This window comes from Pseudomonas sp. 5.2 (assembly GCF_059025405.1).
In genome coordinates, this window is sequence record NZ_JBYBHH010000001.1 from 310,545 (window position 1) to 324,375 (window position 13,831).

The following is a 13,831-nucleotide window of genomic DNA, read 5'->3' on the forward strand; positions in this document are numbered from 1 at the left end:
ACGAGCACCGCCATGGCCAATAATGACCGCCTGCTGATCCAGATCGTCCTGTTGACGCTGCTCGGCGCTGCGTTGTGGGTCATGGCACCGTTCATTTCGGCGCTGCTGTGGGGCGCCATTTTGGCCTTTGCCAGCTGGCCGCTGATGCGCTTGCTGACGCGTGCGCTGGGCGGGCGCGAAACGTTGGCCGCCAGCCTGCTGACGGCGGCCTGGATTCTTATCGTGGCGTTGCCGCTGGTATGGCTGGGTTTCAACCTGGCGGATCACATTCGTGATGCCACGGCGTTTGTCCGTGATGTGCAGGTGGATGGCCTGCCCGAGGCGCCGGCCTGGCTGGGCAGCATTCCCCTGGTGGGTGAGCGCATGGTCAATTGGTGGCAATCGCTCGACCAGCAAGGTGCGGCCTTGATCGCTTCGATCAAGCCTTACCTGGGCCAGGTGGGCAACTGGTTGCTGGCGCGCAGTGCGCAGATTGGCAGCGGCATGCTCGAACTGAGCTTGAGCCTGGTCTTCGTGTTCTTCTTCTACCGTGACGGCCCGCGCCTGTCGGCGTTCGTGCTGCGCCTGTTGCAGCGCTTGACCGGCGATCGCGCCGAGTACTACCTGGACCTGGTGGCGGGCACCGTGCAACGCGTGGTCAACGGTGTCATCGGCACGGCAGCGGCCCAGGCCTTGCTTGCGCTGATCGGCTTCCTGATTGCCGGCGTCCCCGGGGCCATCGTGCTGGGCCTGGTGACCTTCATGCTCAGCCTGATCCCCATGGGGCCACCCCTGGCGTGGATCCCCGCGACGGCCTGGTTGGCGTGGAAAGGGGAGTACGGCATGGCGGTGTTCCTGGGTATCTGGGGCACCTTCGTCATCAGTGGCGTGGACAACGTGCTCAAGCCCTACCTGATCAGCCGTGGCGGCAACCTGCCGCTGGTCATCGTGCTGCTCGGTGTGTTCGGCGGGTTGATCGCCTTTGGCTTCATTGGCCTGTTCATCGGGCCGACTTTGCTGGCGGTGGGGTATAGCCTGCTGCTGGACTGGAGCCGCAACGCCGGGCAGCAAACACCGTAGCGCCCTTGAACGGGGCGCGTTTTTTACACATTCTTTATGCGTTGATCCATCCCTCGATCTCGCCCCTTTACGCCCCTCCCTCGGACAATTTCCCCAAAGCGGCCCAAGCGCCGCACCACGGGGAGCTCCACACATGAACATGCTCGACGGGCTGTCACTGCTGCTGGCAGTGGCATTGGCGATTTACCTGCTGATGGCGCTGCTGCGCGCCGATCGCAGCTAGGGAGTGGCCATGCACAGTTACGACTTTGCCTTGTTACTGGCGTTTTTCGCCATCGTGCTGCTACCGGCACCTTGGCTTGGGCGGTTCTACTACAAGGTGATGGAAGGCCAACGCACCTGGCTGTCACCGGTGGTGGGCCCGGTTGAGCAGGCCTGCTATCGACTGGCAGGCGTACGCGCCGACCAGGAGCAGAACTGGAAGCAATACACCCTGGCGTTGCTGGCCTTCAACCTGGCCGGGTTCCTGTTGTTGTTTGCCGTGCTGTTGTTGCAGGGCTACTTGCCGCTCAACCCACAGCAACTGCCCGGGCAGGAATGGTCGCTGGCGTTCAACACCGCCGTAAGCTTCGTCACCAACACCAACTGGCAGGCTTACAGCGGCGAGTCATCGGTCAGCTACCTGAGCCAGTTGCTGGGCCTGACGGTGCAGAACTTCGTCAGTGCTGCCACTGGCCTGGCAGTACTTGTGGCCCTGTGCCGCGGCATTGCCCGCCGTTCGGCCGCCACCCTGGGCAACTTCTGGGTCGACATGACTCGGGCCACGCTCTACGGGTTGTTGCCCCTGTGCCTGGTGCTGGCGCTGCTGCTGGTGTGGCAGGGTGTGCCGCAGACCTTTGCCGACTATGCGCACGCACTGACCCTGCAAGGCACTGACCAGACCATCCCGCTCGGTCCGGCCGCCAGCCAGATCGCCATCAAGCAGCTGGGCACCAACGGCGGCGGCTTCTTCGGCGTCAACGCGGCACACCCGTTCGAAAACCCCACGGCGTGGAGCAACCTGTTCGAGGTGGCGTCGATCATTCTCATCCCGGCGGCGCTGGTGTTCACCTTCGGCCATTACGTGAAAGACCTGCGCCAGAGCCGGGCGATTCTTGCCTGCATGCTGAGCCTGTTCCTTATCGGTGGGGCTACAGCGCTGTGGTCCGAATACCAGCCCAACCCGGCCTTGCAGAGTGCGCAGGTGCAGCAAAGCGCGCCGCTGGAAGGCAAGGAAAGCCGCTTCGGCACCACCGGATCGGTGCTGTGGACAGTGACCACTACGGCAGCCTCCAATGGCTCGGTCAATGCCATGCACGACAGCCTCAACCCGCTGACCGGCATGGTTGCGATGGTCAACATGATGGTCGGCGAGGTGATCTTCGGCGGCGTCGGTGCGGGGCTCTACGGCATGCTGTTGTTCGTGCTGATCGCCGTGTTCCTGGCCGGCCTGATGATTGGCCGTACCCCGGAATACCTGGGCAAGAAGCTGCAAGCGCGTGAGGTGCAACTGTTGGTGGCGACTTTGCTGGTGATGCCGGTCGGCGTGCTGGTGCTGGGCGCCATCGCCGCCAGCCTGCCGGGCCCGGCGGCGGCGGTGAGCAACCCCGGTGCCCATGGCTTTAGCCAACTGCTGTACGCCTACACCTCCGGCACCGCCAACAACGGTTCGGCCTTTGCTGGTTTTGGCGCCAACACGGTGTACCACAACCTGATGATCGGCCTGGCCATGCTGGTCGGCCGCTTCGGCTACATCCTGCCGATATTGGCCCTGGCCGGCAGCCTGGCGGCGAAAAAGAGCGCACCCCAGGGGCTGAACAGCTTCCCCACCCACGGCCCGCTGTTCACCGGCCTGTTGCTGGTGACCATCCTGTTGGTGGGTGGCCTGACCTTCCTGCCGACCTTGGCCCTCGGGCCAATTGCCGAACACCTGAGCCTGGGCTTCTGAGGAACCACCATGAACATGCCCATTCCTGAAGTAAAAGCCCCCCACAGCGCCAAGGACCAGACCCGCTTCGCCGCGCTCTGGCGCCCGGCCCTGATCCAGGCCTTCGTTAAACTGGACCCTCGGCAGCTCAAGCGCTCGCCGGTGATGCTGGTGGTGGCGCTGACTGCCGCGCTGACCACTGTGTTGTGTTTTGCCCCCGGCAGTGGCGTGAGCACAACAGTGGCGGTGCAAATTGCCTTGTGGCTGTGGTTTACCGTGGTGTTCGCCAACTTCGCCGAAGCCCTCGCCGAAGGCCGTGGCAAGGCCCGCGCCGACAGCCTCAAGGCTGGGAGCCAGGGGTTGAGTGCCCAGCGTCGCGACAGCGCTGGCGCTTTCGAAACGGTTGCCGCGACCGCGCTGCGCAAGGGCGATGTGGTCAAGGTGATCGCGGGTGAACTGATCCCGGGTGACGGTGAGGTAATCGAAGGCATCGCGGCGGTCAACGAGGCGGCCATCACCGGTGAGTCGGCCCCGGTGATCCGCGAGTCCGGCGGCGACCGTTCGGCGGTCACCGGCAACACGCGGCTGGTGTCTGACTGGTTGCTGATCCGCATCACCAGCAACCCTGGCGAGTCGACCCTGGACCGCATGATCGCCTTGGTCGAAGGGGCCAAACGGCAGAAGACGCCCAACGAGATTGCCCTGGATATCCTGCTGATTGGCCTGACCCTGATCTTCCTGATCGTGGTCGTGACCCTACAGCCGTTCGCCCACTTTGCCGGCGGTAGCCTGCCGTTGATCTTCCTGGCCGCACTGCTGGTGACGTTGATCCCCACCACCATCGGCGGCTTGCTGTCGGCCATTGGTATTGCCGGCATGGACCGCCTGGTCCGGCTCAACGTCATTGCCCGCTCCGGCCGCGCGGTGGAAGCTGCGGGCGACGTGCACACCCTGATGCTCGACAAGACCGGCACCATCACCTTCGGCAACCGCCGCTGCAGCGCGCTGCATGCCGCGCCGGGCGTCACCGCCAAGGAGCTGGGGGAGGGTGCCTTGTTCGCCTCGCTGGCCGATGACACAGCCGAGGGCAAGTCGATCGTCGAGTACCTGCGCCAGTTGCACGACTTCGTCGAACCCTCCGGGCAGCAGCTCGAACCGATCGCCTTCAGCGCCGAGACACGGTTGTCGGGTGTCGACTTCCAGCAGCACCGCTACCGCAAGGGTGCTGTCGATGCGGTGCTGGCATTCGTTGGCCTGCAACGGCTGGAAATGCCGCCGGCATTGGCCCGCGAGGTCGAGCGCATTGCCCAGAGTGGCGGCACGCCGCTGCTGGTGTGTGTCGACCAGCGCTTGCTTGGGGTGATCCACCTCAAGGACGTGGTCAAGCCGGGTATTCGCGAGCGCTTTGCCGAGCTGCGCAAGCTGGGTATCCGCACCGTGATGGTAACCGGTGACAACCCGCTGACGGCCGCTGCCATTGCCGCCGAGGCCGGGGTCGATGACGTGCTGGCCGAGGCCACCCCAGAGAAGAAGCTGGCGCGCATCCGTCAGGAGCAAAACGACGGCCGCCTGGTCGCCATGTGCGGCGACGGCGCCAACGACGCCCCGGCGCTGGCCCAGGCCGATGTGGGCATGGCCATGAACGACGGCACCCAGGCAGCCCGTGAGGCGGCCAACATGGTCGACCTGGACAGCGACCCGACCAAGCTGCTCGACGTGGTCCAGGTGGGCAAGGAACTGCTGGTGACCCGTGGCGCCTTGACCACCTTCTCGATTGCCAACGACGTGGCCAAGTACTTCGCTATCCTGCCGGCGTTGTTCGCGGCCATCTACCCGCAGCTGGGCGTGCTCAACCTGATGCACCTGGCCAGCCCGCAGAGCGCGATCTTGTCGGCGATCGTGTTCAACGCGCTGATCATCATCGTGTTGATCCCGCTGGCGCTGCGCGGTGTGCGGGTGCACGCGGCGAGCGCGGCCCACCTGCTGCGGCGCAACCTGCTGATCTACGGGCTGGGCGGGATCATCGTGCCGTTCGCCGGGATCAAGCTGATCGACATGCTGCTCAATGCCTTGCACCTGGTCTGAGGAGGCCGCCATGAACACTTATGTACGCCCGGCCTTGAGCCTGGCCTTGTTGATGACGCTGGTCACCGGCGCGTTGTACCCGCTGGCGGTGACCGGTATTGCCCAGGTCGCCTTCCCTGAACAGGCCAATGGCAGCCTGGTGCGTGACGTGCGCGGCGAGGTGCGCGGCTCGGCACTGATCGCCCAGGATTTCCAAGGCGATGGCTGGTTCCATTCGCGGCCCTCGGCAGGGGCTTATGCCACGGTTGCCAGCAGTGCCAGCAACCTGTCGCCGAGCAACCCGGCGCTGGCCGAGCGGGTGGGCAGCGAGGCCGCGAAGCTGTACCGGGCTGAGCAAGGGCCTGTGCCGCAAGCCTTGCTGACCACCTCAGGCAGTGGCCTGGACCCGCATTTGCCGCCGGAGGCGGTGGCTTATCAGGTAGCGCGTGTGGCAGCGGCCCGCAAGGTGCCCGTTGAGCGCTTGCAAGCCCTGGTGGAAGAGGCCACCCTCCACCCATTGATCGGGCCGCCTGTGGTCAATGTCCTGGCGCTGAACCAGGCCCTGGAGATATTGGGCCGCTGACAGTTGGGCCGCGTTGCGGCCCTTCGCGGGTAAACCCGCTCCCACAGTAATAGCGCAGCTGCAGAATGTGGCGCGGTACCTGTAGGAGCGGGCTTGCCCGCGAAGGCCTGCAGAGCAGGCCCAGATTCACCGATCGCCGCACAATCGAAGGATGAAACATGAGTGATTCCGCCCGCGCAGACGCGCTGTTGGCCAACCTCCCGCGCGAAGGCCGCGGCAGGCTCAAGGTATTCCTCGGCGCCGCACCGGGTGTGGGCAAGACCTACGCCATGCTGCAAGCCGCCCACAGCCAGCAACGCCAGGGCGTACACCTGCTGGCCGGGGTCGTCGAAACCCATGGCCGCGCCGAAACCGAGTCGCTGCTTGGTGGCCTGCCCCAGCAGCCCCTGCTGCGCAGCGAGTACCGCGGCGTCACCCTTGAGGAAATGGACCTCGACGGCCTGCTCAAGGCCGCACCTGCGTTGGCCCTGGTCGACGAACTGGCCCACACCAACGCCCCCGGCAGCCGCCACGCCAAGCGCTGGCAGGACGTTCAGGAACTGCTCGCCGCCGGCATCGACGTGTACACCACGGTCAACGTCCAGCACCTGGAAAGCCTCAACGACAAGGTCCGCGATATCACCGGCGTGCAGGTGCGCGAAACCCTGCCGGACTGGGTACTGCAGGAAGCGTTCGAATTGGTCTTGATCGACCTGCCACCGCGCGAATTGCTGGAGCGCTTGCGCGAAGGCAAGGTGTACGTGCCCGAGCAGGCGCGGGCTGCGATCGATGCCTATTTCTCCCAGACCAACCTCACCGCATTGCGCGAGCTGGCCATGCAGACCGCCGCCGCCCAGGTCGACGCCGACCTGGCCCACGGCTACCGCCAGCGCGGGCAGGAGGCTCCGGCCCTGCGCGGGCGCCTGCTGGTGGGCATCGATGACGACGACCAGGCCGAACGCCTGGTGCGCCACGCCAGCCGCGTAGCGCAACGCCGGCACCTGCCCTGGAGCCTGGTGCATGTCGACAACGGTAAGTTGCGCGACGAAGCCGCACGCCAACGCCTGCAAGCCGCGCAGCAACTGGCTGAGCGCCTGGGCGGCGAAGTGGTGCTGCTGCGCGCTGGTGAAGTGGCGCGCACGCTGATCCAGCATGCCGGCGAGCGGCGTGCCAGCCTGGTGCTGGTGGGGCAGTCGCGTGATCGCCTGCGCCGTCGCTTCTTCGGCGCCGGTGTAGCGGCGCGGCTGCTGCGCGAAAGCCACGGCCTGGAGATCAACGTGCTCGACCGCGATGCCCAGCCGCCCCGGGCCAGTGCGGCCGTGCAACGGGTATGGGTGTGGCGGCACTACCTGCTGGCCCTGGTTGCCACGCTGCTGGCGGCCGGTTTGTCGTGGGCCGTGTCCAGCGTGCTGGCGCTGCCCAATATCTCCCTGGTGTTCCTTGCCGCCGTGCTGCTGGTAGCGGTGCGCAGCAGCCTGGGGCCGGCCTTGGCCTGTGCTGCCCTGTCGTTTCTGACCTACGACTTCCTGTTCATCCCGCCCAATTTCTCGTTCAGCATCCAGCGCGAAGAAGACGTGCTCACCCTGGTGTTCTTCCTGCTGATGGCGGCCCTCACCGGCAACCTTGCGGCTCGCCAGCGCCGCCAGTTGCAGGCGCTGCGCGAGACGCAGGCGCAGACCAACCAGTTGCTTGATTTATCCCGCCGCCTGACCGTTGCCGCCGACCGCCAAGCGGTGTTCAACGCCGCCGGCCAACACCTTGACGGCTGGCAGGATGTGCAAGTCTGCCTGCTCGAACGTAACCCCGAAGGCCAGCTGCACCTGGCCAGCGGCGAGGCCCACGGCCTCAGCGACAACGAGCGCGCCGCCGCCGAGTGGGCCTGGCAGCACGGGCAGGCGGCGGGCCATGGCAGCGACACCTTGCCCAATGGCCGCTGGTGGTGGTGGCCGCTGGCGGTCGATGACCACCCGCTGGCCTTGCTCGGCGTGCGCCCGCGCTCTGGCGACCCGCTCAGCGCCCAGCGCCGGCGCCTGCTCATGGCCCTCGGCCAACCCCTGGCCCAAGCCCTGGCCCGCGCCCGCCTGGCCGAACAATTGGAAGCGGCGCGCCTGCATGGCGAAACCGAGCAACTGCGCAGCGCCTTGTTAGCCTCGGTCTCCCACGACCTGCGCACGCCCTTGACCGCCATGCGCGGCAGCATTGACAGCTTGCTGGCGCTGGGCGAGGCGATCCCCGAGGACGACCGCCGCGAGCTGCTGGAAGGCACCCGCAACGAGGCCGAGCGCCTGGACCGCTACATCCAGAACCTGCTCGACATGACCCGCCTGGGCCATGGCGGCCTCAAGCTGGCCCGCGACTGGGTGGCCCCCGCAGACATCGTCGGCAGTGCGCTGAACCGCCTGCGGGTGGTGCTTGCGCCCCTGCGCGTGCACACCGATGTGCCGGCCGAGCTGCCGTTGCTGTTCGTGCATGCGGCGCTGATCGAGCAGGCCTTGGTCAACGTGCTGGAGAACGCTGCACGCTTCTCGCCGGCCCAGGGTCGGCTGGAACTGCAGGTGTCGGTGCAGGGCGAACAACTGCGCATTGCCGTCAGCGACCAGGGCCCAGGCATTCCTGTGGCCGAGCGGGAGAAGATTTTCGACATGTTCTACACCGCCGCCCGCGGTGACCGGGGCGGGCAGGGCACTGGCCTGGGCCTGGCGATCTGCCAGGGCATGATCGGCGCCCATGGCGGGCAGATCCTGGTGGGTGAAGGGATCGATGGCCAGGGCACCGGCATCACTTTATGCTTGCCGCTGCCCCCTCAACCTGAAGCCGAAAGCGAAGCCCCATGAGCCAGTCCGCCACCCTCCTGGTCATCGACGACGAACCGCAGATCCGCAAGTTTTTGCGCATCAGCCTGACGTCCCAGGGCTACAAGGTGATCGAGGCCGCCACCGGCAGCGAGGGCCTGGCGCAGGCTGCCTTGGGCAAGCCCGACCTGGTGGTGCTCGACCTCGGCCTGCCGGACATGGACGGCCAGCAAGTGCTGCGCGAACTGCGTGAGTGGAGCGCAGTGCCGGTGCTGGTGCTGTCGGTGCGGGCCAGTGAGGTGCAGAAGGTCGATGCGCTGGACGGCGGCGCGAATGACTACGTGACCAAGCCGTTTGGTATTCAGGAATTTCTGGCGCGGGTGCGCGCCTTGCTGCGCCAGGTGCCGCAGGCCGGCGGGGGCGAGGTGGCGGCCAGTTTTGGGCCGTTGACCGTGGACTTTGCCTTCCGCCGCGTGACCCTGGAAGGCGTCGAGGTGGCGCTGACCCGCAAGGAGTATGCGTTGCTGGCCCAGCTGGCCGGGCACCCGGGCCGGGTGATTACCCAGCAGCAGTTGCTCAAGGACATTTGGGGGCCGACCCATGTGGACGATACCCACTACCTGCGGATCGTGGTCGGGCACCTGCGGCAAAAACTCGGGGATGACCCCATGGCGCCGCGTTTCATCATCACCGAGGCGGGCGTCGGCTACCGGTTGGTCGCGCCCGCCTGATGATGCCGGCCGCTGTTACCACCCTAACTGCTTGTGCAAGCCCAGGGCGTCGTAGTAGTCCCCTTGGTAGATGATCTTGCCGTCTTTGACCTTCACATAGCTCACCCCATCGAACGACAGTGCTTTGTGGGTGGCGGGCGTTTGCGCGTCCCAGGCGCCAGTGTTGGTGCCGCTGAAGGTCCACTGGAAGGCGATGCCGTCTTTGTCGACGATCGGCGTGCCGTTGATCTTCCATTTGAGGTCTGGCACGGCGCCCACGAACACCTTGATCACGTTGTCGCGTGCGGCTTCGCGGCCCTTTTGCGGGGTGCCGACGGTGACGTCGAAGTACTCGGCGTCCTTGGCCAGGTAGCTGGCGGCCTTTTCGGCGTCATGGGCGTTCCAGGCTGCCATGTAGGCGTCGACGATCTGCCTGGGGGTTTCGGCCGCCTGGGCGAGGCTGGCGAAGGTGAACAGCGACAGCAGGTAGAACGCTCTAATCAAAGGACGCATGTTTGCCTCGCTTGCGGGCGTGCCCGCGGGTTGTCGGCCGGACGGCCATTGCGCGTGGTCAGGCCCTTGGCGGCTCCTTTTCGAACAGTTGCCGTACGACTTCCAGGTAGCGCCGCGCGCCCAGGCCCAGTGGCCGCGGTTTGACCCAGATGATGTCGACCCACAGCCGTAAGCGGCTGGCCATGTTGTCGAAGCGCACCTCGGCCAAGGCGCCCGAGGCAATCAACGGTTCGACCAGCGGCTGCGGCAGGTAGGCCCACCCCAGGCCGGATTGCACCAGATCCAGCGTAGCCAGATAACTGTCGGTCAGCCAGATGCGCCGCGACAACACCATGCGCGGGTCGGAGCCGGTGGCTTTGCCGGAGGCCACGATGATTTGCCGTTGCTCGGCGAAGGCTTCTTCGGGCAGTGGCGTGCCGCTGTTGCGCCCGGCGGGGTGGCGGGGGGACGCGACGGCGACCAGCAACTGGCTGCCGGCTTCAAGAAACGACTCACGCTCATCGATGCCGGGCCGTTCGAAAACCAGCGCCAGCTGCACGCTGCCGTCATGCAGCAAACGAATCGCTTCGGCTTGTGTGGCCGAACGCACTTCGATCTCAAGGCTTGGGAATTCTTGCGCGAGGGTTTCCAGCGGTTGGCTCCAGCGGCCGGTTTGCAGCTCTGGGGCCATGGCGATGGTCAGGCGCTTTTCCAGCCCCTTGTGCAGTTGCAGGGCCTGGGCGTCGAGCAGGTTGAGCTGGCAGATCACCTGCCGGGCCTGGGGTTCGAGGGCCAAGGCGGCGCTGGTTGGCAAGGCTTTGCGCGTGGCCCGGTCGAACAGGGCCATGTCCAGCTCGGCTTCCAGCTGGGCGATGGCCATGCTCACGGCAGAAGGCACGCGGCCCAGCTTGCGCGCTGCTGCGGAAAACGACCCTGCCTCCAGTACGGCCAGAAAAACTGCAAGTGAGTCGCTGGTGAAGGCCATTGTCAGAAAACCTGATTGATCGGTTGAGCCGCGTAGCGTGTAGGAGCAGCCTTGTGCTGCGAAGAGGCCGGTGACAGCAGCAAGATTCACTGTGCGGTCCTATGGCCTCTTCGCAGCACAAGGCTGCTCCTACAGGGGATCGGGATAGTGCGAAGGCACTGGCCTCACAGCCTATAACAATCCCTCTCGGGCAGGTTACAGATCTTCCGACAGGATACGGTCCACGCTGTCGACAAAGTAGTCCACGCTCGCCAGTGTGGTGCACATCGGTGGTTTGATCTTGAGGATGTTCAGGTAGTCGCCGGTCGGCTGCATGAAGATGCCCAGGTCACGCAAGCGGTCGCACAGCAGCAAGGTCTCCTCGGTCGCCGGCTCCAGCGTCTGCCGGTCGCGCACCAACTCAAGCCCCAGGTAGAAGCCCGAGCCATGCGCCGCACCTGCGAGCGGGTGCTTGTCGACCAGCGCCTGCAAGCGCGCCTTGAAGTAGCGGCCGGTGTCGCGGGCGTTGTCCCACAGCCCTTCCTCTTGCATCACGTCCAGCACCGCCATGCCGATGCGGCAACTGACCGGGCTGCCCCCCGCCGATGAGAAGAAGTAACCCTGCGCCTCCAGTGCCTCGGCGATTTCGCGCCGGGTGATCACTACCCCCAGCGGCTGGCCGTTGCCCATGCCCTTGGCCATGGTGATGATGTCGGGCACCACCCCTTGCTCCTCGAAGCCCCAGAAGTACTCGCCCAGTCGGCCATAACCCACCTGCACCTCGTCGGCGATGCACACGCCACCGCGGGCGCGCACCTTGGCGTAGGCGTCCTGCAGGTAGCCCGCTGGCAGCGAGATGCCCCCGGCGTTGCCGTACACCGGCTCGCAGATGAAGCCGGCCAGTTGGCGGCCACGGGCATCCAGGTCGGCCAGCTTGGCGTCGACGTCGCGCAGGTAGTCGGCGGCGCTGTCGGCTCCACGGAAGCGCCCACGGAAGGTGTTCGGTGCCTCGACCGGGTGCACCCAGTCTGGCCGGGTTTCCAGGGCTTGCGGGTTGTCGGCGATAGAGGTGGAAATGGCGTCTGTAGCCACCGACCAGCCGTGGTAGGCCTCCAGCACGCTGAGCAGGTCGCGCCCGCCGCTGTAGGCCCAGGCCAGGCGAATGGCCAGGTCGTTGGCCTCGGTGCCGCTGTTGACCAGGAACACCCGGTCGAAGCCTGCTGGCGCCAGCTTCAGCAGGCGTTCGGAGAACTCGGCGATGGCCGCGTAGTGGAAGCGCGAGTTGGTGTTCAGCAGCGACCATTGCCGCGCCGATTCCGCCACCATGCGTGGGTGCCCGTGGCCAAGCACGGCCACGTTGTTGAGCATGTCCAGGTAAGACCGGCCCTGCATGTCGATCAAGTAATTGCGCCAGCCGCGTTCGATATGGGGCGGTTGCGCGTAGTAGTGCTTTTGCGAACGGGCGAAGCTGGCATCACGACGTGCCAGCAGCGCCTGTGCATCGGGCAGCGGTTCGGCGTCGCAATCAAAGCCCAGCAGCGCGGCAGGCGACGGGCACAGCGCCAGCCAGGCAGCGGCCTGGGAGGGGGTGGCGAAAAACGGCGGGCGGGCGTCGTTATCCAGGCACAGCTGAATGCTGAGCAAGCCACCGCTGCTGCCCAATTTTTGACCTTTTGCCAGGGCCTGCCCATCTGCCGGAGCATCCTCCAGGCCACCTAGCCACAGGCTCCAGTGGGGTGTGCGCAGGCAGCCGCGGCCATCGCCATGGCGCTGCCAGGTACCGGCCTGCGGCGCCTGCACGGTGCTGGCGTTGGGCACATGCAATTCGACACCCAGCGCGCAGGTGGCAGGTTCTTCAGCGCGGTCGATATGGGTTTGTGACAGACGGTACTGGCCATGCAGCGTGCACGCCGGGGCCGGTTGTGCAGCCAGCAGGCGCTGGTCGAAGCCTGGCTGTTCCCAGTTGCCTGCTTCGCAGTGCGGGCTGAGCACGCCCAGGTCGAGGCGAGCCACCGGCTGGCCGACCCGTTCAGGCAGCAGGGGCGCGCAACTGGCCAGGTCGGGCCGGCTGGGTTGAACACCGGCCGCCTGCAGAATAGCCGCCTCCATCAGCGCGAAAGGCACGGCAGTTGCGGTGTCGAAAATCTCCCATTCGTGCGCGATGTTGTTGCGGATGTACTGATTGCCCGGGTCTACAGCCAGCTGTTGCTCGCTGCTCAGCACCAATACCGCGGCGCGGTTGAGCACCAGCGGCCACAGGGCACGCAGTTCGGCTTCGCTCAGCGGGTTGAGGGCCTGGTAGGCCCGCACCGCCGGCAGAATGCGCAGTGGGTCGCCTTCGGCATGGTGCAGCAGTGCCGCGCAGGTCACCGAGAGGTCGGCAATGCGCCAGGTACGCAGCAGGTCGCCAAAATCGATGACGCCCTGCACCTGCCACTGGCGCTCGTCATCGCGGGCCCACACGGCGTTGTCATCGGTGATGTCCAGGTGCACGGCTTGGCTTGGCAACTGCTCCACCAGCGGCGCCAGGCGCTCGGCAGCCAGTTGAGTGGTTTGCTCGACACGGGCGCGTTGCCCGGCGTTTTGCAGCACCGGCAGCAGGTGCTGGATCAACGCCTGCGCGTGCTGCGGGTCCCATTGCAGGGTACGGTTCAAGCCAGGGTGGTCAAATTCGGCCAAGGCTTGATCCACTTTCGCGCAGAGCCCGCCCAGCTCGGCAATCAGGCGCGGCGCCATGTGCTTGAGGCGGGTCAGCGGTTGGCCGTCGATGTAGTCGAGCAGGCGCACCCGCAGCGGTTGCCCGTCGATGTCCAGGGCCAGCAATGCCTGCCCGTTTTGCGCCGGGCGCACTGCGGGTACCGGCAAGCCCTGTTCGCGCAGGTACGCCAGCGCGGCATGCTGGGCCTCCAGTTCGACCTGGGCATAGCTGCCGTGGCAGGCCTTGAGCACGAAACGGCCCTGGGCGGCATCCACGCGGAAGTTCAAGTCTTGCTGGCTGCCCAGCGATGACAGGCTGCCCGCCAGGCCGTAGTGTGCCTTCAGCAAGGCGTGTGCCTGGGCCTCGCTGAGCGCAGGGCTGGGCAGGGCGGAGCGCTGGATCAGGATGTCCAGGGCAGGGGAGGCGGGCGTTTGGTGGTGGCTGGGCATTGGGCTCTACCGTTGGTGCTGGGGGTTGACGGTAAAGAATTTATGCCCGTTTTGGCTGATGATGGAAGACGATTGTTGTCAGAATTTTTGATGGTTGGGTGTGGGTGCATGTCTTGAGTTTTGCGGCGCCTATGA

The 13,831-nt window shown here is 66.0% G+C and carries 10 protein-coding genes; 7 read left to right on the forward strand and 3 right to left on the reverse strand.

Annotation, left to right across the window (positions count from 1 at the left end):
• Positions 1 to 12: 12 nt before the first annotated feature.
• The 7 genes from AC5PZ0_RS01395 (at position 13) to AC5PZ0_RS01425 (ending at position 9,114) form a co-directional block, all read left to right on the forward strand.
• Positions 13 to 1,059, forward strand: coding sequence for an AI-2E family transporter (locus AC5PZ0_RS01395; RefSeq protein WP_027592850.1), 1,047 nt, complete (start codon positions 13 to 15; stop codon positions 1,057 to 1,059).
• 133 nt (positions 1,060 to 1,192) lie between these two features.
• Positions 1,193 to 1,282 (forward strand): K(+)-transporting ATPase subunit F, encoded by a 90-nt coding sequence (gene kdpF / locus AC5PZ0_RS01400; protein WP_033693985.1) that lies wholly within the window; start codon positions 1,193 to 1,195, stop codon positions 1,280 to 1,282.
• A gap of 9 nt (positions 1,283 to 1,291) precedes the next feature.
• The gene (gene kdpA / locus AC5PZ0_RS01405; protein ID WP_493854144.1) at positions 1,292 to 2,986 is read left to right on the forward strand and encodes a potassium-transporting ATPase subunit KdpA; all 1,695 of its coding nucleotides are present in this window, start codon (positions 1,292 to 1,294) and stop codon (positions 2,984 to 2,986) included.
• A 9-nt stretch (positions 2,987 to 2,995) separates the two neighbouring features.
• Entirely contained in the window at positions 2,996 to 5,050 is a 2,055-nt protein-coding gene (gene kdpB / locus AC5PZ0_RS01410) for a potassium-transporting ATPase subunit KdpB (RefSeq protein WP_493854145.1), read from the forward strand.
• Positions 5,051 to 5,060: 10 nt separating this feature from the next.
• On the forward strand, positions 5,061 to 5,612 hold the full coding sequence (kdpC, locus tag AC5PZ0_RS01415) for a potassium-transporting ATPase subunit KdpC (protein WP_493854146.1): 552 nt from the start codon (positions 5,061 to 5,063) through the stop codon (positions 5,610 to 5,612).
• Positions 5,613 to 5,770: 158 nt separating this feature from the next.
• Positions 5,771 to 8,425: a DUF4118 domain-containing protein gene (locus tag AC5PZ0_RS01420; RefSeq protein WP_493854147.1), complete on the forward strand. Its 2,655-nt coding sequence runs from the start codon at positions 5,771 to 5,773 to the stop codon at positions 8,423 to 8,425.
• On the forward strand, positions 8,422 to 9,114 hold the full coding sequence (locus tag AC5PZ0_RS01425; protein ID WP_027592845.1) for a response regulator: 693 nt from the start codon (positions 8,422 to 8,424) through the stop codon (positions 9,112 to 9,114). The genes AC5PZ0_RS01420 and AC5PZ0_RS01425 overlap by 4 nt, the downstream gene beginning before the upstream one ends.
• A gap of 15 nt (positions 9,115 to 9,129) precedes the next feature.
• Here AC5PZ0_RS01425 and AC5PZ0_RS01430 read toward each other — a convergent pair whose 3' ends face one another.
• The 3 genes from AC5PZ0_RS01430 to AC5PZ0_RS01440 form a co-directional block, all read right to left on the reverse strand.
• Positions 9,130 to 9,606: an ester cyclase gene (locus tag AC5PZ0_RS01430; RefSeq protein WP_027592844.1), complete on the reverse strand. Its 477-nt coding sequence runs from the start codon at positions 9,604 to 9,606 to the stop codon at positions 9,130 to 9,132.
• Positions 9,607 to 9,664: 58 nt separating this feature from the next.
• Entirely contained in the window at positions 9,665 to 10,570 is a 906-nt protein-coding gene (locus AC5PZ0_RS01435) for a LysR family transcriptional regulator (protein WP_099428736.1), read from the reverse strand.
• A 195-nt stretch (positions 10,571 to 10,765) separates the two neighbouring features.
• Positions 10,766 to 13,696, reverse strand: a complete 2,931-nt coding sequence (locus tag AC5PZ0_RS01440) for an aminotransferase (RefSeq protein ID WP_493854148.1) — start codon at positions 13,694 to 13,696, stop codon at positions 10,766 to 10,768.
• Positions 13,697 to 13,831 lie beyond the last annotated feature (135 nt).